General features: G+C 56.3%; 20 protein-coding genes. 15 read left to right on the top strand and 5 right to left on the bottom strand.

Annotation, left to right across the window (positions count from 1 at the left end; genetic code table 11):
- Window positions 1-35: 35 nt before the first annotated feature.
- Both RBH33_RS07570 and RBH33_RS07565 read left to right on the top strand, forming a co-directional pair.
- Complete coding sequence (locus RBH33_RS07570) at window positions 36-1,259, top strand: BaiN/RdsA family NAD(P)/FAD-dependent oxidoreductase (protein WP_373568239.1); 1,224 nt, start codon at window positions 36-38, stop codon at window positions 1,257-1,259.
- A gap of 30 nt (window positions 1,260-1,289) precedes the next feature.
- On the top strand, window positions 1,290-2,261 hold the full coding sequence (locus RBH33_RS07565; protein WP_306731550.1) for a L,D-transpeptidase family protein: 972 nt from the start codon (window positions 1,290-1,292) through the stop codon (window positions 2,259-2,261).
- A 66-nt stretch (window positions 2,262-2,327) separates the two neighbouring features.
- On the opposite strand, the gene RBH33_RS07560 is transcribed toward RBH33_RS07565, so the two are convergent.
- From RBH33_RS07560 to RBH33_RS07550, 3 genes are all read right to left on the bottom strand, one after another.
- Window positions 2,328-2,609 (bottom strand): Lpp/OprI family alanine-zipper lipoprotein, encoded by a 282-nt coding sequence (locus RBH33_RS07560; protein WP_306731549.1) that lies wholly within the window; start codon window positions 2,607-2,609, stop codon window positions 2,328-2,330.
- A 180-nt stretch (window positions 2,610-2,789) separates the two neighbouring features.
- The gene (locus tag RBH33_RS07555; RefSeq protein WP_306731548.1) at window positions 2,790-3,956 is read right to left on the bottom strand and encodes an imelysin family protein; all 1,167 of its coding nucleotides are present in this window, start codon (window positions 3,954-3,956) and stop codon (window positions 2,790-2,792) included.
- Window positions 3,957-3,958: 2 nt separating this feature from the next.
- Window positions 3,959-4,615: a histidinol-phosphatase gene (locus RBH33_RS07550; protein WP_306731547.1), complete on the bottom strand. Its 657-nt coding sequence runs from the start codon at window positions 4,613-4,615 to the stop codon at window positions 3,959-3,961.
- Window positions 4,616-4,898: 283 nt separating this feature from the next.
- Here RBH33_RS07550 and RBH33_RS07545 point away from each other — a divergent pair, with 283 nt between their 5' ends.
- From RBH33_RS07545 to RBH33_RS07495, 11 genes are all read left to right on the top strand, one after another.
- Window positions 4,899-5,414, top strand: a complete 516-nt coding sequence (locus RBH33_RS07545) for an RNA pyrophosphohydrolase (protein ID WP_306731751.1) — start codon at window positions 4,899-4,901, stop codon at window positions 5,412-5,414.
- Window positions 5,408-7,669, top strand: a complete 2,262-nt coding sequence (gene ptsP / locus RBH33_RS07540; RefSeq protein ID WP_306731546.1) for a phosphoenolpyruvate--protein phosphotransferase — start codon at window positions 5,408-5,410, stop codon at window positions 7,667-7,669. Before RBH33_RS07545 ends, ptsP begins: the two co-directional genes overlap by 7 nt.
- A gap of 84 nt (window positions 7,670-7,753) precedes the next feature.
- On the top strand, window positions 7,754-8,566 hold the full coding sequence (gene lgt / locus RBH33_RS07535; RefSeq protein WP_306731545.1) for a prolipoprotein diacylglyceryl transferase: 813 nt from the start codon (window positions 7,754-7,756) through the stop codon (window positions 8,564-8,566).
- A 29-nt stretch (window positions 8,567-8,595) separates the two neighbouring features.
- On the top strand, window positions 8,596-9,435 hold the full coding sequence (locus RBH33_RS07530) for a thymidylate synthase (protein WP_306731544.1): 840 nt from the start codon (window positions 8,596-8,598) through the stop codon (window positions 9,433-9,435).
- A gap of 1 nt (window position 9,436) precedes the next feature.
- The gene (locus tag RBH33_RS07525) at window positions 9,437-9,979 is read left to right on the top strand and encodes a dihydrofolate reductase (protein WP_306731543.1); all 543 of its coding nucleotides are present in this window, start codon (window positions 9,437-9,439) and stop codon (window positions 9,977-9,979) included.
- Window positions 9,980-10,225: 246 nt separating this feature from the next.
- Complete coding sequence (locus RBH33_RS07520) at window positions 10,226-11,008, top strand: DUF3450 domain-containing protein (RefSeq protein WP_306731542.1); 783 nt, start codon at window positions 10,226-10,228, stop codon at window positions 11,006-11,008.
- Window positions 11,005-12,375, top strand: coding sequence for a MotA/TolQ/ExbB proton channel family protein (locus RBH33_RS07515; RefSeq protein WP_306731541.1), 1,371 nt, complete (start codon window positions 11,005-11,007; stop codon window positions 12,373-12,375). Before RBH33_RS07520 ends, RBH33_RS07515 begins: the two co-directional genes overlap by 4 nt.
- Window positions 12,376-12,385: 10 nt before the next feature.
- On the top strand, window positions 12,386-12,913 hold the full coding sequence (locus tag RBH33_RS07510; protein WP_306731540.1) for a MotA/TolQ/ExbB proton channel family protein: 528 nt from the start codon (window positions 12,386-12,388) through the stop codon (window positions 12,911-12,913).
- A 41-nt stretch (window positions 12,914-12,954) separates the two neighbouring features.
- Window positions 12,955-13,359, top strand: a complete 405-nt coding sequence (locus tag RBH33_RS07505) for an ExbD/TolR family protein (RefSeq protein WP_306731539.1) — start codon at window positions 12,955-12,957, stop codon at window positions 13,357-13,359.
- Between the two features lie 6 nt (window positions 13,360-13,365).
- Entirely contained in the window at window positions 13,366-13,986 is a 621-nt protein-coding gene (locus tag RBH33_RS07500; RefSeq protein ID WP_306731538.1) for an energy transducer TonB, read from the top strand.
- A gap of 16 nt (window positions 13,987-14,002) precedes the next feature.
- A complete protein-coding gene (locus RBH33_RS07495) occupies window positions 14,003-15,460 on the top strand; it encodes a tetratricopeptide repeat protein (protein WP_306731537.1) in 1,458 nt (485 codons plus the stop codon).
- A 77-nt stretch (window positions 15,461-15,537) separates the two neighbouring features.
- On the opposite strand, the gene argA is transcribed toward RBH33_RS07495, so the two are convergent.
- Window positions 15,538-16,854 carry an amino-acid N-acetyltransferase gene (argA, locus tag RBH33_RS07490; protein ID WP_306731536.1) on the bottom strand — a complete coding sequence of 439 codons (1,317 nt, stop codon included), beginning with the start codon at window positions 16,852-16,854 and terminating at the stop codon, window positions 15,538-15,540.
- A gap of 94 nt (window positions 16,855-16,948) precedes the next feature.
- The gene (gene argE, locus RBH33_RS07485; protein ID WP_306731535.1) at window positions 16,949-18,106 is read right to left on the bottom strand and encodes an acetylornithine deacetylase; all 1,158 of its coding nucleotides are present in this window, start codon (window positions 18,104-18,106) and stop codon (window positions 16,949-16,951) included.
- Window positions 18,107-18,282: 176 nt separating this feature from the next.
- Between argE and tfpB the strand changes: the two genes are divergently transcribed.
- Both tfpB and glnE read left to right on the top strand, forming a co-directional pair.
- Entirely contained in the window at window positions 18,283-20,061 is a 1,779-nt protein-coding gene (tfpB, locus tag RBH33_RS07480; RefSeq protein WP_306731534.1) for a type IV pilus assembly ATPase TfpB, read from the top strand.
- A 22-nt stretch (window positions 20,062-20,083) separates the two neighbouring features.
- Window positions 20,084-23,020, top strand: a complete 2,937-nt coding sequence (gene glnE, locus RBH33_RS07475; RefSeq protein WP_373568246.1) for a bifunctional [glutamate--ammonia ligase]-adenylyl-L-tyrosine phosphorylase/[glutamate--ammonia-ligase] adenylyltransferase — start codon at window positions 20,084-20,086, stop codon at window positions 23,018-23,020.
- Window positions 23,021-23,047: the final 27 nt, after the last annotated feature.

The raw sequence follows: 23,047 nt of genomic DNA, 5'->3' as shown, positions 1-23,047 counted from the left end.
GGGTCATGGTTAGTGGTTTACGGGAGAGACGCTCTGTGGCTGAGGCGCAAGCGGTTGAGAAGTTTGATTGCGTGGTCATAGGCGGCGGCGCAGCGGGGCTAATGTGTGCCGCCACCGCCGGGCAGCGAGGCCGGCGCGTATTGGTGCTGGAGCACACAAAGAAAGTCGGCAAGAAGATCCTTATGTCCGGCGGTGGTCGCTGTAACTTTACCAATTACGAAGTGGAGCCTCGTCATTACCGCTCTGAGAATGCTCACTTCTGCATTTCTGCTTTGCGCCGCTTTACCCCGGACGATTTTCTGGAGTTGGTGCACAAATACCAACTGCCGTATCACGAAAAGACACTCGGCCAGTTGTTTTGTGATCATAAATCCAGAGACATTCTCAACTTGCTGTTAGCCGAGTGCGAGCTGGGACAGGTAGAGATCCGCACCAACAGCCCCGTGCATAAAGTGGAGCCGCTTCCCGCAGGTGTGCAAGCCCGGTTTCGGTTAACTCTGGATGCTGGCCTTGTTGATTGTGAGTCGTTAGTGGTGGCCACGGGGGGCTTGTCCATTCCCACCATGGGCGCAACTGGCTTTGGCTATGATCTGGCCAAGCAATTCGCGCTTAAAGTGACTCCGCGCCAGGCGGCGCTAGTACCGTTCACTCTTAAAGGCCGCTGGTTGCGGGTGGCTCAGGAGCTGGCCGGCGTGTCGGCTCCCGTCCGGGTCTCTTGTCAGGGGCAAAGTTTTGTCGAAGCGATGCTGTTTACTCATAAAGGTTTAAGCGGGCCGGCCATGCTGCAAATCTCCAATTATTGGAGCCCGGGCGAGGCCATTGAGGTGGATTTTTTGCCCGGCGAATCACTCCGGTATTTGCTGGACGAATGGCGCAGTTCGGGCGCGAAAGCCGGTTTAAAGACACTGCTGTCCCGCTATTTGCCGGGACGTTTTGTGGCCGCTTGGTTGGACGCTCACCCGGAATTGTCTGCGCTTGCCGATAAACCTGTGGCACAGTATCGCAACACGGAGCTGGATGCGCTGGTGCTTTGTTTTCAGCATTGGCGCTGTGTGCCCAACGGCACCGAAGGGTATCGCACGGCCGAAGTTACCCGCGGTGGTGTGAATACTGATGGAGTTTCTTCAAAAACCTTTGAAGCCAAATCAGTTCCAGGTCTGTACTTTGTTGGCGAGGTGCTGGATGTAACGGGCTGGTTGGGGGGCTACAATTTCCAATGGGCTTGGGCGAGTGGTTATTGCGCCGGCCAGTATGTTTAAGTGCGAGCGTAATTAGTTAGGAGTAGTAATTTGTTTCAGTGGCAGTCCTGTCCAAGTGTAACGGTCAACCGGGTGTGGGTCAGAGTTGGTCTGGTGATGCTGTTTTTATGCTGTGCCGGATTGGTGGAGGCGCACACCTACACTTTGTCGTCTGCCCAGGCGGATGTCGTTGGTGAGGTCAACATCGTTAAATCTCGAGACAGTGACACCCTGATGGATATCGCGCGGGAGCACAGTATGGGCTATCGCGAGATGCGCCTGGCCAATCCGGACACGGACATTTGGTTGCCCGGGGAAGATAACCCTATTGTCATACCCTCCCAGTTTATCCTGCCTGACGCGCCGCGAGACGGTATCGTGCTCAATCGCAGTGAGAAGCGGCTGTATTACTTCCATTCGGATCCGAGCACTGGCGAGCCGTTGGTCACCACCTATCCCATGGGCATTGGCCGAGAGGACCGACAGACGCCCACTGGGCGCAGTCGCATCGTGATGAAAATGCAAAATCCGGCTTGGTACCCTACCGCCAACATTCGGGCCGACTTTGCCTCGCGGGGCGTCGACTTGCCGTTAAAGGTACCTCCTGGCCCTGACAATCCTCTGGGTGAGTACGCCATTATGTTGGATATCCCCGGCTACTTGATTCACGGCACTAACCGCCCCGATGGAATCGGGATGCGGGTGAGTCAGGGATGCATACGCCTGTATCCTGAACACATTGAAGCGCTGGTCAAAAAGGCGCCTTTGCAAACGCCGGTCACCATCATTGACCAGCCCTACAAGGTGGGGATTCTGGACGGTGAATTGATGGTTGAAGTGCATCCGGTGGTGTATCCGGACGGAGAAACTAACACAGACCAAGAGCAGCGCTTGGTGCGCCGGATCATCAAGCTGTTGGATGCCCGGGGTGATGAACTTAAGGGCGGGATAGACTGGAATCGCGTGACAGAAGTGTTTCGGCGCGCTGATGGCATACCGGCGGTGGTCAGCTATCTAGATTAAGCCCACCGCCGTCCGAAAGCCGGAAGGCGGTGGTGAGCGGAATGTCATCATTCCGCTGCTCAGACGCTATTTACGCTGATTGCGCTCCTGAGCGCGGTCCAGCCTCTGCCGTTGCTCTTCGCAACATGCTTTTGCGTCGTCCGCGGCGCTTTGTGCCGAGGTAGCCGCTTCAAGGGCTTCCTGAGCGGTGCGTTGAGCTTCCCGGGCGATGTCGAGCGCTTCTTGAGCATCGGACTGGGCTCGCTCAACGTCTTCTACTGAGGCGTTAGTCGCGCAACCACTTGCCAGTGCAAAAACTGCTACGAGGCCGAACACCTTCAGACCGGTAAGTGCATTTTTATTGATCATCTCTGACTCCTTTGAACATTAACTTTAGTCACGGTCGAGCAATCACTATGCTCTGCTCAAGGGCAATACTACGTTATTTTTTTGCTTTGTGCCCAGGGGCGACGTTGAGGCGCATTATTCGACATATCCAATAGCAATGTCTAAACGTTAATTATGAGCGTGGACAGGCAGTTCGGAAGCTTACAAAACTTCCTCTTGCGCGGCAGCATACTGATCTGACAGGTCGCCCAGCGCCTCCAGCAGTTGCTTATGGACTTCCTCAGAAAGCTCACGTTCGGCGTTGATGTTAGCTTCGATCAGTATGATCGTGGCCGAAAGCGCCTCCAGCCATTGTTGCGCAAACTCCGCATCAGAGAACCAGGGCAGGAGAGAAGTTTCCTCCTCACTCAACAGGGTTTTCAGCTCAATCAAGCCTGCGGCAAGGCTCGCCAGTGTGTGTGCCGCAAAAGGGCTGTGCCCAGAATCGCGATTGAGGTTGTGCACGTGCTGCTGAGCTTGCTCAAGGTAGTGCTGGGATGCGTTCTTCCACAGCTGCGCCCGAGCGGCCGGGTGCAACTGATGATAGGTCCCGTGCAGCCAACCGTCCCGGTCCTGCCAGCGCGAAGTTAGACCATTCAGGTCGTCTCTGAGCAGGTGACTCAGAAGCAGCAGCATGTCTCGCCGACGATTGTTGGGGAGGTCGGCAATATTAAAGCCGGCGCTGCGCTGCTCGGACGTTGTCTCTCGGGTTACGGTGAAATCATTAGCGTCACGTTGGCCATGTTCCCCCCACAACAAAAACTCCAGAGCATGAAACCCAAGGGCAACGTCACCAGCGTCGGTCAAACCATGTTGGGCGCGCAGTGTGCTGGCGTTAATGGTCAGACTGATGTCATTTACTATGCCGCTGTAGGGGTAGGCTTCCACATAATCGATGTATCCGGGCTGCAAAGGGTGCGCATCAATATTGAAAATTCTGCGCTGAAGTCTGGGAAACAGCCCGGGATTACTGTCCGCTAAGGCGAGCAAAGGGTCAAGGCGGTGCCAGTCCGCGTGGCTGCCACGCCAAGCCTCTTGTGCGTCATTTAGGGTTTCCTCGGTGGGGTTTTCCAGCAAGCTTTCTAAGGATTGGTGTAGATCCTCCCTGCTCACCAGAGCCTGTTCGAGTAGTGTGCTCCCCCGGTTCCAGATGGCAAGAGTTGCCGTCTCTTGAAGTGGATCTATAGCACCCAACGGTCCTACGGGCTCAAGGGTGGGAATCTCAGCCGGGTCCGGATCGGGGCTTTTTCGCTCGCACCCTGTCCCAAGCGCCACCACCAAGGCGAGGCACAAATACAAGAATTGTCGAGGCCGGGACAATTTGGTCACTGTTAATCTCTCAGGCTAATCACCGGCCAATTGCGTTCCTTGGCGACGGCGTGCAGGTGCGGGTCTGGGTCCACCACTACCGGGTGGCTCACTTGCTCCAGTAAGGGTAGATCGTTATTAGAGTCACTGTAAAAATAGCTGCTTTTAAGGGAATAGGGGTGTTCGATTAGCCATTGCTGGAGGCGCGTCACCTTTCCTTCTCGGAAACAAGGGGTTCCAGCTACACGCCCGGTATAGCGGCCGTCCACACACTCGGGTTCAGTGGCCAGTAGGTCGTCGACGCCCAAGCGTTCGGCGATAGGACGGGTAATAAAGCTATTGGTAGCGGTAATAATCAACAGGAAGTCGCCCTTCTGGCGGTGCTGGTCCAGAAGAATTTGCGCGCGCGTGAGCAGCAGTGGCTCGATCCACTCCAGCATAAACTCCTGTTGCAGCTCCGCGAGACGCTCCGGATGATGTTGAGTCAGAGGCCGCAACGCGAAGTTCAGATAAGCGTCGATGTCCAGGCTGCCCGCCTGGTATTCGTGATAGAAGCGGTCGTTCTGGCGCCGATATTCATCGGCATCCACCAATTGTTTGTGGACCAGAAACTCGCCCCAGCTGTGATCGCTGTCTCCGGCAATGAGGGTGTTATCGAGATCAAAAATGGCGAGGGTCAAAGGATACCTGCGGAATCTGTAAAAAGTCAGTGGTAGGGCGAGTCGAAAGCATAGCCGCTTGGCGCCCGGCGCTCAACTACCGCAATTGCTGTAGGTAGTTGATTTGTGGAACAATAGGGACCAATTTGCCGTTAGCCCAGATTATGCGCCGGACGGCTCGCCTGGCCCCAAAGGGGCTTCGGCGCGAGGGGCGCGCACCGGGTGCGCGCCTGTGGCGGGGCAGGTAGCCAGTATCCGGGCTAGATGCATTCTTATAACGATCAAAATGGACAGGCCGCCCACCGTGATAGACGCCGATGGTTTCCGCCCCAATGTGGGGATCATACTGACCAATGACCAGGGACGACTGCTCTGGGCAAGACGCGTAGGCGGACAGGACGCCTGGCAGTTTCCCCAAGGTGGCATTCACCCCGGGGAAAGCCCCGAACAAGCTCTGTACCGGGAATTGTACGAAGAGGTTGGTCTACAGCGAGAAGATGTAGAGATTCTTGCCTGCACGCGCGGCTGGCTGCGCTACCGTCTTCCCAGCAGGCTTGTGCGCCATAACTCCCAGCCCTTGTGTGTCGGTCAAAAGCAAAAATGGTTTTTGCTGCGCTTGCGCGCGGATGATAGCCAGGTATGCCTTGAGAATGGCGGCCGCGCAGAGTTTGACGACTGGTGCTGGGTCAATTACTGGTTTCCTCTGGGTAAAGTGGTAGCGTTCAAGCGCGATGTTTATCGTCGAGCCCTGAAAGAACTTGCCCCCTGCCATAGCCAGCTGGAGGCGTCCGGACCCCAGTCGACGGTTCCCGCATGCTGAATTCGTTGCGCAATATTGTCCAGGAGGTCAACGCTGCCAGGGATCTAACCACGGCCTTGGCGATCATCGTATCCCGGGTGAAAACCGCCATGCTCACCGAGGTGTGCTCCGTTTACCTGCGCGGGCCCAAAGGTGATTACGTACTGATGGCCACCGACGGGCTGAATCCCGACGCGGTGGGCAAAGTTCGCCTCAGCGCCGATGAGGGCTTGGTGGGCCGGGTGGTTACCCGCGAGGAGCCCATCAACCTCGAGCAAGCCGAAACCCACCCCAGTTACCAGTACTTCCCCGAAACCGGCGAGGAGCGTTACAGCTCCTTTTTGGGTGTCCCCATTATTCACCACCGCAAAGTGTTGGGGGTACTGGTGGTGCAGCAGGTTGAGCGGCGTCGATTCGATGAGGGCGACGAGGCCTTCCTGGTCACCATGTCGGCCCAGTTAGCCGGTGTGATTGCCCACGCCGAGGCCACCGGTGTCATGCTTCCGGTAGGCGAAAAGGCCGCTCAGGCCAAGTTCTTAGGGGTGTCTGGCGCTCCGGGGATTGCCCTGGGTGAGGCCCTGGTGATCGCCCCGCCGGCGGATTTGCGCTCAGTTCCCTTCAAGCCGTGTGCCGATATTGAGGCCGAACTGGCCTTCTTCCAAAAATGCCTGGCCGCGGTTCGGGATGACATTAAGTCCCTGGGTGAGCAGCTAAAGTCTCGCCTCAACCGGGAGGAGCAGGCGCTGTTCGATGCCTATCTGGCGATGCTGAATGATGCCTCCCTGGGCTCGGAAGTGAGCGAACGAATTCGGCAGGGCGCCTCGGCGCCCTATGCCTGGAGTGAAGTCATACTGGAGCACGAGCGCACCTTCAACAGTATGAACGACGCCTATCTGCGCGAGCGGGCCACTGATTTGCGCGATCTGGGGCGCCGCGTACTGGCTTACCTGCAGGAGTCCAATCAAAAGTCTCAAGTCTACCCGGACAAAACCGTCCTGGTGGGGGAGGAGTTAACGGCCTCCATGCTGGGTGAAATCCCCAAAGACAAGCTGGCGGGTTTGGTTTCGGTTCAAGGCTCCAGCAACTCCCACGTGGCCATTTTGGCGCGCGCCATGGATATACCCACGGTCATGGCCGCGGTGGATCTGCCTTTTACTCAGATGGATGGCCGCCCAATCATCGTGGATGGCTATAAAGGGGTCGTTTACAGCGATCCCGGTTTGGAATTGCGCAAACACTACAAGGCCATCTACCAGGAAGAGCAGGAGCTGGTTAAAGGGCTTGAAGCGCTAAAAGACCTGCCCTGCGAAACGTTGGACCACTACCGTTTGCCCTTGTGGGTGAATACCGGCCTGATGGCCGACGTGGTGCGTTCGCTGGAGCGTGGCGCTGAGGGCGTAGGGCTGTATCGCACAGAAGTACCTTTTCTACTGCGGGATCGGTTCCCCAGTGAGGAGGAGCAGCGCAATATTTATCACGAGCAGCTGGCGGCCTTCTCGCCGCATACGGTGACCATGCGCACGCTGGACATCGGTGGGGACAAGTCGTTGCCCTATTTTCCCATTGAAGAGGCCAACCCGTTTCTGGGGTGGCGCGGGATCCGTGTAACGTTGGACCACCCGGAAATTTTTCTGGCTCAGATTCGCGCCATGATGAAAGCCAGTGAAGGCTTGGACAATTTGCGCATCCTGTTGCCTATGATTACCGGTGTGCCGGAGCTAGAGGCAGCCAAGGTGCTGATTTATCGAGCATTTAACGAGCTGCTCGAAGAGGGCTTCGACGTGAAGCTGCCGCCCATTGGCGTCATGATTGAGGTGCCCTCGGCGGTTTACCAGGCTCGGGATTTGGCGGCCCGCGTAGACTTTTTGTCCGTGGGTAGTAATGACCTTACCCAATACCTGCTCGCCGTGGACCGTAACAATGCCCGGGTGGCGGATATCTACCAGGCGTTTCATCCGGCCGTATTGCGCGCGCTGTATAACGTGGTTATGGATGGGCACAGCGAGGGCGTCAGTGTGGGTATTTGCGGCGAGCTGGCCGGAGACCCGGGCGCGGCGATACTGCTCATGGCCATGGGCTATGACGTCCTGTCCATGAACGCCACCAACTTGCCTAAAGTGAAATCGGTTATCCGAAACCTGACGTTGGACCAAGCCAAGGCCTTGCTGGAAGAGGTCATGGTTATGTCGGATGCCGATCAAATTCAGCAGCGGGTTGACCGCGCCCTGCGCGACCATGGGGCTACCCGGCTGATCCGGCCCCTAACGACGGATTAAGTAGGCTTCGCGAGAGCCGACCCTAACCGCTCCTGGTGGTGTACCATGAGCGGCTTTGTTTTTCCTGTACTTCGGAAACTGCCTATGAGCATGCTGGAATTGAGCTATCCGGACATTGATCCGGTGGCCCTGGAAATTGGACCCCTGGCGATTCATTGGTACGGTCTCATGTACCTGTTTGCCTTTGCGAGCGCATGGCTGCTGGCCATGCATCGAGCCAAGGCGCCTCACTCGGTTATCAATCGCCACCAAGTAGAGAACCTGGTTACCTACTGTGCCTTCGGTGTCATTCTCGGCGGGCGCGCGGGCTATGTGTTTTTTTACCATTTCGATTATTGGCTCAGCGATCCTCTGTGGCTGTTCCGCATTTGGGAAGGGGGCATGTCGTTCCACGGTGGCTTGCTCGGCGTCACGCTGGCGGTTTGGCTCTACGCGCGCCGGATACGCCAGCCTTTTATTGCAGTTACCGACTTCATAGCTCCTTTGGTGCCTTTGGGGTTGGGGTTTGGCCGACTGGGCAATTTTATCGGTGGCGAGCTCTGGGGGCGCACCACCGATGTACCGTGGGCCATGGTATTCCCCAAGGACCCCACTGGCTTGGAGCGCCATCCATCCCAGCTGTATCAAGCCGCCACAGAAGGCGTATTGTTATTTGCTCTTGTGTACTGGTTCTCCATGAAGCCGCGCCCGAGAGGTGCGGTGACGGGGCTCTTCCTGCTGGGCTACGGCTTGTTCCGAATCTTTACGGAGTTTTACCGAGCGCCCGATGAACATATTCAGTTCGATCTTTTCGGATGGGTTACCCGCGGACAGCTGCTGTCCGTGCCTTTAGTGCTGCTGGGCGTGGGCTTTTTGGGCTATGCGTGGCGGGGCCGTATTAAGCGCCGCAACCCCTGAATAACCGTATATAAAAGTAAGAGTCAGTTATGAAGCAATACCTAGCCTTGTTGCAGGATGTCGTCGATAACGGCCTCGACCGTGGGGACCGTACGGGTACGGGCACTCGCTCGGTCTTCGGGCGTCAGCTGCGCTTCGATTTGAGCCAGGGGTTTCCTTTGGTGACCACCAAAACGGTGCACTTGAAAAGTATTATTGTGGAGCTGCTGTGGTTTTTGCAGGGGCGCACCGATGTGCACTGGTTGCAAGAGCGGGGTTGCAGAATCTGGAACGAATGGGCTACCGCTGAGGGAGAATTGGGGCCCGTATACGGCAAGCAATGGCGAAGCTGGGCATGCCCCAACGGCGATACCATCGATCAGATTGCTCAGGTGGTGGAGCAAATCAAAACCCAGCCCAACTCCCGGCGCTTAATTGTAAGCGCGTGGAATCCGGCTGATCTTCCCGATGAAAGCCTCAGTCCGCAGGAAAACGTCGCTCGCGGCCGCATGGCGCTCGCGGCTTGCCACACGCTGTTCCAGTTCTATGTGGCTGAAGGCCGTCTGTCATGCCAGCTCTATCAGCGCAGTGCCGACTTATTTTTAGGGGTGCCGTTTAATATTGCCAGCTATGCATTACTGACCCACATGATTGCCCAGCAGTGCGACCTTGAAGTGGGCGACTTTGTGCATACGTTTGGGGACTGCCACTTGTACCATAACCATTTAACGGACGACATTGTTTTCGAGCAATTGAAGCGCGAGCCTAGGCCTCTGCCTCAGCTCGTGATCGGCCGTCGCCCCTCCAGCCTGTTTGACTACCAGTTGGAAGACTTCGAATTTCGCGGCTACGAGCCTCATCCGCGCATCGTTGCTCCAATTGCTGTTTGAGATGGAACAAACGACCATGATTGTGGCCTTAATAGCTGCCGCCGCGCGAAATGGCGTGATCGGCCGAAATAACAAACTGCCCTGGCATCTGCCTCAAGACCTGAAGTATTTCAAATCAGTAACCTTGGGAAAGCCGGTGATCATGGGGCGGAAGACGTACGAATCCATTGGACGGCCCCTCCCGGGGCGAGAAAACATTGTCGTGACACGCCAGTCCGATTGGCGCCCCCCCACAGGAATGACCCGCGCTGGAAGTTTGCATGAGGCTCTGGATGCCGCTCGCTTGGCCCTATCCGCCAAGGGCGAGGCTGAGGGCGAGGTTATGGTGATGGGCGGCGGTGAGATTTATCGTAACAGCCTGGCTCTGGCTCAAAGGGTGTATTTGACCAAGGTGGACATAGAGCTCGAGGGTGACGCCTATTTTCCCGAGCTGCCAGCGAGTGAATGGCGACTGGTCTCGGAAACCCCGGGAGAGAGTAGTGCCCCGATCGTACATTCGTTTTGTGTTTACGAGCGGATGGGGAAACGGGAAGAGGGGAAATAAATGCCGAATTGGCTATTAAATGAGCGGGTGTTACCTTGTTTGGGCTTTTAGTCGGTACGACTGTTACCTAAATGATACCGATATACCCACATAAAAAGGCTTTTACATAAAGCATTGAATGTAAGCTGGCGCTCTTATTACAATGCTGCGTTCTTAGCTGCCTCCTAGAGGCTATGTGGATAACGTGTGTGTGGCAGCTGTCTGTCGCAAACTCATCTGATTGCAAGCACCCGAGTTGGGGGATATATGAAAAAGCAGCGATTGAAAGCCGTGGCTCTGTCCACTGTGCTTTCTGCCGGCGCGCTAATGGGTAGTGCAGCCGTGGCAGATCAAACCCTGGACGCTATTCTCCAGGTCGGTCAAACCAAGACCGCTATGGGTCAAGAGTCTCAGCAGCGGATTGACCGGTTAGCACAGGAAACCGATGATCTGTTGCAGCAGTTCAATGTTGTGAACAGAGAAATTGAAGGTCTGCGCACCTACAACAGCCAGCTGGAGAGGCAAATCGCTGCTCAGCTGAGAGTGATGGAAGAATTGGATGAGTCCATTGAGCAGGTGACAGTTATTGAACGGCAGATTCAGCCGCTGGTACTGAAGATGCTGGACGGTCTGGAGCAGTTCGTAGAGCTGGATAAGCCCTTCCGTGTTGAAGAGCGTCGTGCCCGTCTGCGCATGCTGCGCGACAACCAAGACCGTGCCGATATCTCCGTAGCCGAGAAATTCCGCCAGGTTCTTGAAGCCTACAGAATTGAAATGAACTACGGTCGGTACCTGGATACCTACCGCGCCTCCCTGGAAGTGGACGGACAAGAGCGGGAAGTGAACATCCTGCAAGTCGGTCGCGTTTCTCTGATGTATCAAACCACTGATACTGAGCGCCAAGGCGCCTGGGACTCCGAGCAACAGGCTTGGGTGGAGCTGGATAGATCCTATCGCAACCCCATCCTGAAAGGTCTGCGTATTGCCCGTGATCAGGCGACTCAGGACATTATGATGTTACCCGTTCAGGCTCCGGAGGCAGCACGATGAAGATGACGTTTGTAAAAGGCTGTCTGGTAGCCCTGGCAGCAAGTTTGAGCGCCAATGTGGCTATGGCTGATCAAGCCGCCACCTTGGACGAGCTTCTGGAAATGGTTCGTGAGTCCAGAATCGCGGAAACTCAAGAACATCGCCAACGCGAAGCCCGTTTCCGTCAAGAGAGAGAGAATCGTGCTGAATTGCTGCGCGAAGCTCGCGCTACACGCGACTCAGAAGAGCGTCGCTCCGAGCGTTTGGAGCAGACCTACGAAGAGCAAGAGCGGGAAGTGCGTGCCAAGATGGATCAGCGCAATGAGCGTCTCGGTTCTCTGCGTGAGCTGTTTGGTCACTTGACCTCCACCGCTGGTGACTTGCGGGAAACTCTGTACGGCTCCTTGGTGAGTGCACAGATTCCTGGTCGTGGTGAGTTTCTTAACGAGCTGATCGATAAGATGAACAGCAACACCCGCTTGCCCAGCATCGCTGAAATCGAGCGTTTGTGGTTCGAAATGCAGCGGGAAATGGTTGAGACCGGTCGCGTTGTGGTTTTCCCTGCCGAGGTGAGCAAGCCCGATGGTCAGCGTGTAACTCAGGATGTCGTGCGTATCGGTGCCTACAACTTGGTTTCCGAAGGTAAATACCTGACTTACAACCCAGCTTCCGGCCGAATCGAAGAGCTGCCACGTCAGCCTGCGGGTGCTGTTCGTTCCTCTGCAGCCAGACTGCAAAATGCTGAGTCTGGATTGGTTCAAGTGGGTATTGACCCCACTGGTCCTACTGGTGGTTCGCTGCTAGCGGCGCTGATCGACAGCCCCACTTGGGGTGAGCGTTGGCACCAAGGTGGTGGCGTGGGTTATGTGATCACGGCAGTGGGTGTCTTCGGCTTCCTGCTGGGTCTGTGGCGCATCATCTACCTGTTCGGTGTTAGCGGCAAAGTAACCGCACAGCTGAAGTCTTCTACGCCAAATGCTAACAACCCCTTGGGTCGTGTTCTGCAAGTAGCGGAAGAGAACAAGAATGTTGATCCAGAAACTCTGGAGCTGAAGCTTGAAGAGGCGGTGCTGAAAGAGCGTCCGGCTATTGAGAGCGGCTTGTCTCTGCTGAAAATTATCGCCGCAGTGGCGCCTTTGATGGGGCTGTTGGGTACGGTGGTCGGTATGATTCTGACCTTCCAGGCGATTACCATTTTCGGCGCCGGCGATCCGAAAAACATGGCGGGTGGTATCTCCTCGGCCTTGATCACGACCGTTTTGGGTCTGGTTGTGGCTATCCCGACGGTACTGCTGCACACCATCGTTAACGGCCGGGCGAAGCGCGTCATTCATGTTCTCGACGAGCAGACCGCTGGCATTATTGCCGAAAACGCTGAACGCAAGTAGGAGATAAACCATGCTGGCAATAATGGAAGCGTTTGCAGCCATTAGAGCCTTTTTGAACCAGGGAGGCGATGTGCTTGTGCTCATCGCCATCCTAACCTTCGCCATGTGGACCCTGATTTTTGAGCGGGTGTGGTATTTCAAAGGTGGTTTGAAAGGTGACGTCCAGGCTGCTCTGGACACCTGGGAATCTCGGTCGGAACGTCGGTCATGGAACGCTAAAAAAATACGTACTGCCCTGATTTCTCGTGTTTCCGAGAAAATCGACACCAATATGGCGATGATCGCCACTATGGTGAGCCTGTGTCCTCTATTGGGTCTGCTGGGTACTGTAACGGGCATGATCGAAGTGTTTAACGTCCTCGCACTCACGGGTGGTGGTGATGTCAAACAGATGGCCAGTGGTGTATCCATGGCAACGATTCCGACCATGGCTGGAATGGTGGCGGCTCTGTCCGGGCTGTTCGCCAATACCTACCTGACACGGATCGCGGATCGTGAGAAATATTTGTTTGCCGATCACATGACTATGGATCACTAAGGCCGACATCCGAGTATTAACCGGTATTGAAGAGATCTCCCATGAGTAGGAAGAACGAGAAAGCTGAAGAAGAAGCCCAGGCGATTGACTTAACGCCCATGCTTGATGTGGTGTTTATCATGCTGATCTTCTTCATTGTGACTGCTACTTTCATCAAAGAGACCGGGATTGAGGTAACTCGACCCGAAGCAACTACAGCGGAAGAAAAGCCGGATGCGGCCATTTTGGTTGCCGTGAATGCCAACAACGAAATATGGATCGACAATCAACAGATCGATCCTCGTGGTGTTCGCGCGCAAATCGAACGGCTTCAGGCAGAGAACCCCAGAGGGACAGTGGTAGTCCAGGCTGACAGTGGTGCCAACATGCGAATGGTTGTGGGTATTACCGAGTCTGCCAGAGAACTGGGTATCACCAACGTTGCTGTCTCCACTGAAAAGAAATAGGCTGCTATGAACTTTGCAAGATTAAGTATAGGTGGGGCGCTGGCGGTAGTCGTTACCTTCGGTTTGCTGTTTTTGATGCACTCTTTGATCAACCAGGATCTGGGTGAGGATGAGCCGCGTGAACACCGCAGGATTGCCGATATCAGCATGCCCCAGGCAGACATCGACACTCGTTACGAGACCCCGCGGCCAGATCGGCCGGACGACGTGGAAACCCCTCCGCCGGATATTCCCGAGCCTGAGTTTGATTCTCCAGACATCGCTGATGGTGGCCTGAGTCTGGATGCTCCTACGCTGGACAGCGGTATTGAGCTTGGCGGCAGTGGTTTTAGTGGTGACGGCGAGTATATGCCAATTGTGGCCATTGCTCCGGAGTACCCTAGGCGCGCCGCTCAGCGCGGTATCGAAGGCTTCGTAACCGTGCGTTTTACGGTTACCACAGCCGGGGCCACGCGGGACATCGAAGTCATCGACGCGGTAGACACTGAAGGCCGTCCTACCACCATTTTTAATCGCGCAGCGGAGCGAGCGGCCGAGCGTTTCCGGTTTAGGCCGCGGGTGATTGACGGTGAGCCGATCGAAGTACCTGGTGTGACGTACAGGTTTGTATTTGAATTGGCTGACTAGGTTGGGAGTGATGATAGTGAATAAAGTGAAAGCGTTTATTTCCAGTACGCTGAGCCAAAGCCTGATTGTGTCTGCCTTGATGGTTATGCCCGTGGTTGCGGCCTCCGTGGTTGGCGTGGTTGCGCCGGAACAAACCTGGCTGAAAGCCGGGAGTGCTCAGGCTCAGGAGTTAATCCGGCCGGCTACGGAACCGCCTGCTACTCGGCGAATTCCAGGCGTAAGCCAGGACTTGATTCGGCGCCTGACCGAAGTTCAGAACTATATGGAGCCCGATCCGGATGAGTTTCCTGATCGCGAGCCTGACCTTGATCGGGCTGCCGAGCTGATGCAGCGTATCTCCCGAGATATGGACCGCTACAACGCCTTTGAAAAGGCGCAAATACACCAGTACATGGCGCAAATCTATTTCGCGCGGGATCAGACCGATCGCCTGATTGAAAGCTTCGAGGCAATCGTGGCCCAAAGTCCGCAAATTCCCAGCGGACTTGAAGCCAATGCGCATCAAACTCTGGGGCAGCTCTACGCTCAGGAAGAGCGCTTTGAGGAAGCGTTGGAGTCTTATCGGCGCTGGGCCCAAATGGTAACCAGCATCGACTCAGAGCAGTATTACATGCTGTCGTTTCTGTTCTATCAGCTCGGCGATCTTGATCGCTCTATCGCGCATGTTGAGGAAGCCGTTCGCCAAGCGGAAGAGCGTGGGCGTGTGCCGCAGGAAAACTGGTTGGTTATGCAGCGGGCCCTGTACTTCGAGAAAGAAGATCACGAAGCTTTGCTTGGCGTTCTGAAAAAGCTGGTACGCCACTATCCCAAGTTGTCTTACTGGGACCAGTTGTCGAGTATGTACGGTCTGCTGGAGCGTGAGAACGATCGCCTCCACTCCTTGGAAGCGTTGTACATGATGGGCGGGATCCAGCGGGAGAGATTGTTAATCTCCTTAGCGGCGATGTTCCTTGATCGCGACGTGCCATACAAAGCGGCTAAGATACTGCACCAAGGTATCTATGATGACGAAACCATCGAGCCCACCGCGGACAACTTGGAAATGTTGGCCAACGCCTGGAGTCTTGCCCGGGAATCCAGACGCTCCCTGGTTGAGATTGAGCGCGCGGCGGCCAAGTCTGATAAAGGAGATTTGTTCGTTCGCTTGTCGGCTATTTACACTATCAATGAGCGCTATCAGGATGCTATCGACGCCGGCCACGAGGCTCTGGAGCGGGGCGTGAGCCGTAGCGATCAAGTGTATCTACGTATTGGCACGGCGCACGTTAGCCTGGAGCAATACGACGAAGCCATTGAAGCGCTCGAGCAGGCCGCAAAAGATAAACGCAGCCAGGAGACGGCTGAGCAATGGATTAATTACGCGAAACGTGAAAAAGAGCGTAAAGAGCGTCAGAGGCGAGAAGATGAGGCCGCTCAGCAGCCGATTGAGGTTACCCCTTTCCCGGAAGAGCCCACTGCTGGCCCTGCCGGTTAAGTAATTGACCTTTAGCCCATAAAAAAACCAGCCACTCGGCTGGTTTTTTTATGGGCGCTCGATCATCGAATGGCCCATCAGCTCAACGACTTGGTAAATATTTTGGAGTTGCGCTGATAGTTGTACAAGCTTTGCCGCTCCATGGGCAGATCACCAACTTTACACGGCGCGAAGCCTTGCTCCAGAAACCAATGCGCCGTTTGAGTGGTAAGCACAAACAACTGCTTGATGTTTTTTTGACGGGCTAATTTTTCCATCTGTTCGAGCAGGGCCGACGCCCGGCCACTCTTGCGGTAATCCGGGTGAGTCACCATGCACGCAAGCTCTGCCGCATCTCCAAATGGATACAGGGCGGCACAAGCGATAATCGCCCCGTCCTTTTCCAGAACGTTGAATCGATGAATTTCCGTTTCCAGCAGCTCTCTCGAGCGGCGCACCAATACTCCCTCATTTTCCAGCGGTGCCAGAAGTTCCAGAATGCCGCCCACATCGTCAATGGTGGCCGTTCGCAGCTGCTCGTAGCTATCTGAATGCACCATGGTGCCCAGGCCATCCCGAGTGAATAGTTCGCTCAGCATGGCGCCGTCGGTGCTGTAGCTCACCACCTGTGCCCTGGGGACGCCCTGCAGGCAGCACTGATAACAGGCTGACAAGGCCTGCTGAGCATCTTCGGGTAGTGTCGCTCCCTGTTCCTGCAAAAACGTTTGGCAGGCCCTCAGTGGTAGCTGACGCACCAGTTGCTGGTCTTGATCCTTGATACCATCAGCTTCTATAAAGGCGAGTAATTTGTCCGCCTTAAGAGCGCTGGCAACATGTGTGGCCACATCGCTGAAGGCCAAGTTGAAGGCCTCGCCAGTGGTGGAGTAACCCAGTGGAGAAAGCAGCACCACCGCGCCAGAATCCAGTGCTGTATTGAGAAAGCGCGTATTGACCCGCCGCACCTTGCCGGTGTGCTGGAGATCAACGCCATCAATGACGCCGTGCGGCATGGCGACAACGAAGTTGCCGCTGGTGACCTGCATACGTGCGCCATGCATGGGGGAATTAGGCAGGCCGGTGGAGAGCGCCGCTTCGACCTGAGTGCGTGCCGCGCCTATGGCTTCGGTGACCCAGCGCAAACTGGCCGTGTCCGTAATCCGCAGATTACGGTGAAACTCGCTCTGAGTATTGGCTTCGGTCAGACGCGCGTCTATCTGAGCCCGAGCACCGTGTACCAGCACCAAGCGCACACCCAAACTACTGAGCAGCGCTATGTCATAAATGATGTTGCTGAAATTGGGGTGTTCCAGGCCTTCACCAGGCAACATCAAGACAAACGTCTTGCCCCGATGGGCGTTGATGTAGGGCGATGAATGCCGGAACCACTTAACGTAATCGTGAGTGTTACTGGACACGGTGATTTCCTGTCAGTGCGCAAAGTTTCGTAGCTTAGCGCTTATTGTTGCGGGTCACTAGTGTTGGTAATGAGTCGGCAGTCGCACAAACCCATTACGGGTTCACGCAAAATTTTTGAATCAGGCCGACCAGCGTATCCACAGCGGGCGCTAGTTGTCGGGTATCGATAAATTCATCGGGTTGGTGCGCCTGGTTGATTGAGCCTGGGCCGAGCACGACCGTTTCCATTCCCAGGGACTGAAGAAACGGCGCTTCAGTGGCAAAGGCAACGCTCTCGGCCGTGTGTCCGGTCAACTGTTCGCAGGTGCGGATTAGGTCGCAGTCTCGGGATTGCTCGAAAGAATCTACGCCATGGAAAAGTGACGAAAATACAATATCCGTGCCTGAGCGCTCAGCCAGCGGCGTTAAACGATCTTGAATGGTCTTGCGCAGTTCGTCGTTATCCATGCCGGGCAGGGGGCGCAAATCGAAGTGCAATTCGCATTGAGCGCAAATTCGGTTGGGACTGTCTCCGCCGTGGATACAGCCGAGATTCATGGTTGGCACCTGTACCTTGAAACCGGGATTCCGGTAACGCTCTTGCCACTGTTGGCGTAACCCAAGTAGTTCGCCGATCACTTGGTGCATGGTTTCCAGTGCATTGTTACCCAGAGAAGGATCGGAAGAATGGCCGGAGGCGCCTCGTACACGCACCGCTTCCATCATAATGCCCTTGTGCATGTGAATCGGCACCAGTTCGGTGGGCTCGCCGATTACCGCATAGCGCGCCTTGGGTCGGCCCAGTTCGGCCAGGGCGCGTGCGCCGCTCATGCTGCTCTCTTCGTCTGCGGTGGCTAATACAATCAGCGGTTGCTGGAAAGGTATCTCTGCAAAGTGGTCAATGGCGGCCAGCACGGCAGGGAAAAACCCCTTCATGTCGGTCGCGCCCAAGCCGTAAAGTTTGCCGTCCCGCTCGGTGAGCTTAAAGGGGTCGCTCTGCCAACGGTTTTCGTCGTAAGGCACCGTATCGCTGTGTCCCGATAACACCAGTCCGCCCGGCCCTGTGCCACGTGTGGCGATAAGATTGGCTTTGCCCGGTTGCTCGGGCAAGGGCAAAATCTCTACGCTGAACCCGCGCTCCTCCAGCCAACTGGCGAGCAGGTCGAGCACGGGCTGGTTGCCCATATCCCATTCGGGCACCGCGCAGCTCACAGAAGGTTCGGCCACCAGCGCGGCCAGTTGTTCTGTATAGCGACCCAAGTTAAACGTCATAGTCATCTATCCTTTTTGCGGCTCGTGTCGGCAGTGTAATACAGGGCGCTTGCCTTGGGCAGGGGCCGAATCGTCCGCGCGTCCTTAAACCAGTTCGCACATTTCGTCAGTTTCGTGCAATCCGCGCTGCAGACAGGCTACAATCCAAGCACAGTTCTTGGTGAGATTACCCGCCTATGCCACTAACAAACGCGTCCGACCGCGTGCTCGACCTGCGCAGCCTGGTCAACGATTTGGTGTCCGAAGGGCTGATGAAGCAGGAAGACGCCAATGTCCTGTTGGGCAGCCCTCGCAACCGGGAGCAGGCGCAAATGCACCCGTTGGCTTATATCGCTAGCCAAGGGTTCGAAGATCCCGCTCGGCCCGGTAAGGTTCTGGACGGCGAGCGCCTCACCCATTGGCTATCGAAAAGCGCCGGCTTGCCGGTGGTGCATATTGATCCGCTGAAGGTCGATGTCCCGCGGGTCACGGAAATCATGTCCTACGCCTTTGCCAAGCGCCATGGCATTCTTTGCGTTGACGTGACCAGTGAAGAGGTGGTGGTCGCTTGCACGCAACCTTTTGTTACCGGTTGGGAGCCGCAGCTGGAGCATGTGGCCCGTCGGCCTGTAAAACGTGTTTTGGCCAACCCGGCTGATATTGAGCGTCACACCGTCGAATTCTACACGCTGGCTCGCTCGGTGAATCGAGCCAGTAGCGGCTCGGGTGGCAGCGTGGCTACCAATTTCGAGCAGTTGGTGGATTTGGGTAGTTTGAGTGACGACCCGGAAGCCAACGATCAGCACATCGTGAAAATTGTCGACTGGTTATTGCAATACGCCTACGACCAGCGTGCCAGCGATATTCATCTTGAGCCGCGACGAGAAGTGGGGCGGGTACGTTTTCGCATCGACGGCGTGCTTCACCATGTCTACGAATTGCCGGCGAATGTGGCTGTGGCGGTGACCAGTCGGTTCAAAGTGCTGGCTCGCATGAATATTGCCGAGAAGCGCAAGCCGCAGGATGGGCGGATCAAAACCCGTCGCAGTGATGACAGTGAGGTGGAGCTGCGGCTATCGACTCTGCCCACCGCGTTCGGTGAAAAAATGGTGCTGAGGATTTTCGATCCGGATGTGCTGTTGCGCAGCTTTACCGACCTAGGCCTGGTGGGGGACGACTACCAGCGCTGGCGGAATATGCTGGACCGACCCAACGGCATTGTTTTGGTCACCGGTCCGACGGGTTCCGGTAAAACGACCACCCTGTATTCCTCCTTGCGCCAAATTGCGACCGACGAAGTTAACGTCAGCACTATTGAAGACCCCATTGAAATGGTGGAAGAGCACTTCAATCAAACTCAGGTGCACCACAAAATCGGCCTGGACTTTGCGGCTGGCATTCGCACACTGATGCGTCAGGATCCGGATGTCATTATGGTGGGGGAGATCCGGGATCTGGAAACCGCGCAGATGGCCGTGCAGGCGGCTCTCACCGGTCATTTGGTATTGTCCACCGTGCACACCAACGATGCCCCTTCGACTGTCGCGCGGCTGCTTGATCTGGGCATTCCCTCCTACTTGATCAACGCCACCTTGTTGGGCGTGATGGCCCAGAGGTTAGTGCGGACATTGTGCCCACACTGTAAAGAAGTGGGAGAAATCAGTGCGGCCGATTGGGAGCAACTGGTCGCGCCCTGGAAAGTCGCTCGCCCGCAAAAGATTTACCGGCCGGTGGGTTGTCTGGAGTGTCGGGACACCGGGTATTTGGGTCGACAAGGGCTCTACGAGATCCTGTTATTGTCTGAGACAGTCAAAGACAAAGTCGGCGATGGTGGCAGCTTACAGGAACTACGCCGTCAGGCCATGCGTGAAGGCATGCGCACCCTGCGTCTATCGGGCGCGCAGAAAGTTGCAGCGGGTCTGACCACTTTGGAAGAAGTCATGCGCGTCGCGCCTCCACCGGAGCGTGAACGCTAAGGTTACTATTGTGAAGGAAAGCATGCTGGAAGAGTCTTTATTGCCGGAGGCGCTGCGCCCAACTGTCCGGCGCCTTGTGGAAGAATTTGCCCGCAGTCTGTCTGAGAAAGAACTCGAGTCCCCCGAGCAGTGCTTGGGCGGTGCCATAGAGCCCAAAGAGTTTAACCATCAACTCACGCGGGCGTTTGCGGCCAGCGAATACATCGCGAAAACCTGCACGGTCAATCCAGAATTGCTGCTGGATCTGATCAGCAGTGGCGATTTGTTTACACCGCTGACGGATGCGGGTTACCCCGCTCTGGAAGCCGCCGTCAGCAAGTGCGAAACCGAGGCGGACTTGGAGCACTGCCTGCGCTGGCACCGCCAGAGAGCCATGGTGCGTATTGTTTGGCGGGACCTGAATCGCATTGCGACCTTGAATGACACCACCACTGAGCTGTCCTGTTTTGCCGACACCGCTATTCAGCAGGCGCTGGCCTTCCACTACCGCCACCTGGTCGAGCGGTGGGGAATGCCAGTGGGTGAGGAGAGCGGCCAAGCGCAGGCAATGGTGGTTTTGGGCATGGGCAAGTTGGGTGCGCGGGAGCTCAATGTCTCCTCTGACATTGATCTGATTTTTGCCTACCCTGAAAGCGGAGAAACTCAAGGCGCGAATAAATCCTTAAGCAACCAGGAGTTTTTCGTTCGTCTGGGGCAAAAGCTCATTAAAAGCCTGGACGCGCCCACGGCCGATGGCTTTGTCTTTCGCGTCGATATGCGCCTGCGCCCGCACGGCCAGAGCGGCGCCTTGGTGCTCAACTACGATGCCATGGAGGACTATTACCAAAGTCAGGGGCGCGACTGGGAGCGCTACGCCATGATCAAGGCCCGACCGGTTGCGGCTGTGGGTGGAGAGCACTCTGAGCAGGCCGCCGCCGATTTAATGTCATTGATGGCGCCGTTTACCTATCGCCAGTATATCGACTTCAGTGTTATTGAATCCCTGCGCGCCATGAAGGGCTTGATTGGCCGGCAGGTGCAACGCCGCGGTATGCACTTGGACGTCAAGTTGGGCGAGGGCGGTATTCGGGAAGTGGAATTCGTCGTGCAGGTGTTCCAGTTAATACGTGGCGGCCGGGAACCTCACCTGCGTGAACGTCAAGTGCGCAAGCTGCTGCCGGTGCTGGAGCGCGAGGGGTATCTGCCCGAGGGCAGTGGTTCGGCACTTCTGGAGGCCTACGAGTTTCTGCGTAACACCGAGCACGCCCTGCAGGGCTATCAGGATCGCCAGACTCAGGCTCTTCCTGGCGATGAGCTGGGCCAGTTGCGCTTGGCTTGGGTCATGGGGTATGAGAACTGGGACGCCTTTAACTCAGAGCTAGGCCGGCACCGGGAGCGCGTTGCTGGCGAGTTTCGGGATGTGATTGCCGATCCAGAGCAGGAGGAGAGCCCCGACGATACGCACCTGCATACCTGGCTAGCCCTCTGGGAGGGCACGCTTGAGGGCGAGGAGGCGCTGGAGACACTTCGGCAGCACCGTTGTGAGCAGCCCGAAAGGCTGCTGGAGCTGGTAGAAGCCCTGCGCAACAATCGACGTGTGCTCTCCATGCAAGCCAGCAGTCGCGAGCGACTGGACAGCTTTATGCCCCGGTTGTTCTCCACCTTGCTGCAGGGCACTGACCAAGCCGCGGAAACCCTGGCTCGAATCACGCCTTTAATTGAGTCTGTGGCTCGGCGCAGCGCTTACCTGGTATTGTTAAAAGAAAATCCCACCGCCCTGGATCAACTGGTGCACCTGTGTGCGGCCAGCCCCTGGATTGCCGACCAGCTGGCGCATTACCCCGCCCTGCTGGACGAACTCCTAACGCCCGAGAGCCTTTACGCTCCCCCGGGCAAAGATGAGCTGCGGGACGAATTGCGGCGCGAGGTCTTGCGCCTGGGTTGGGATGACCTCGAAGGCCATATGGAAACGCTCCGCTACTTCCGCTCTGCACACGCTCTGCGTGTCGCCGCCAGCGAAGTCACCGGAGCCCTGCCGCTTATGAAAGTCAGTGACTACCTGACGCATCTAGCTGAGGTAATTCTGGAGCATGTGTTGGCGCTGGCGTGGGAGCAGCTGGTGGCCCGTCACGGACGTCCCGGTCGAGACGATGGCAGCGTGGATCAGAATCCCGAATTTTTGATTGTGGGCTACGGTAAATTGGGTGGCATCGAGCTGGGGCACGGTTCGGATCTGGACTTGGTGTTCATTCACAACGCCGAAGCCAGCCTGAGTACTGATGGGCAAAAGTCCCTGGACAACCTGACTTTTTACACCCGTTTGGGACAGCGCATTATCCACATTCTGAATACCCAGACGCCCTCGGGTAAGCTCTACGAAGTGGATATGCGCCTGCGGCCCTCAGGCGATTCCGGCATGCTGGTATCTTCGCTAAAGGGTTTTGAAAAATACCAAAGAAACGATGCCTGGACCTGGGAGCATCAGGCTTTGGTGCGCGCGCGGGTGGTCGCTGGTGCGGACACCTTGGCCAAGGAGTTTAACCGCGTCCGAGCGAATGTCCTGGGTCAGGAGCGCGACCAGGATTCGCTGCGCAAAGAAGTGCTGGCGATGCGAGAAAAAATGCGGGAGCACCTAGCCAGCCGCGATCCGGACGGCCAGTTTCATTTGAAACAGGATCCGGGTGGTATCGTCGATATTGAATTTATGGTTCAATACGCCGTTTTAGCTTGGGCCGCTGAAAAGCCCGAGCTGGTCGAGTATACGGACAACATTCGTATCCTCGGCGCCTTGGAGAATTCCGGCCTGTTGAGCAGCAAACACGTAGCTCAATTGATCGACGCCTACAAAGCGTATCGATCTGTCGGCCACCGCCTCGCGCTACAGCGTCAGGAGGCCGTATTGCAGGGCGACGAACACTTCGTCGACGAGCGTAAAATTGTAACTGGCCTGTGGCGGCAACTGCTGGAAACCCATCCCTGATCGGGCATTTTGGTCCGGGCGCCGCCG

The sequence above is a fragment of the Marinimicrobium hydrolyticum genome (assembly GCF_030848505.1).
In the GTDB taxonomy this organism is placed as follows: domain Bacteria; phylum Pseudomonadota; class Gammaproteobacteria; order Pseudomonadales; family Cellvibrionaceae; genus JAVDDU01.
The sequence above is the reverse complement of the archived record's forward strand: the minus strand, read 5'-3'. Positions and strand labels throughout refer to the sequence as shown.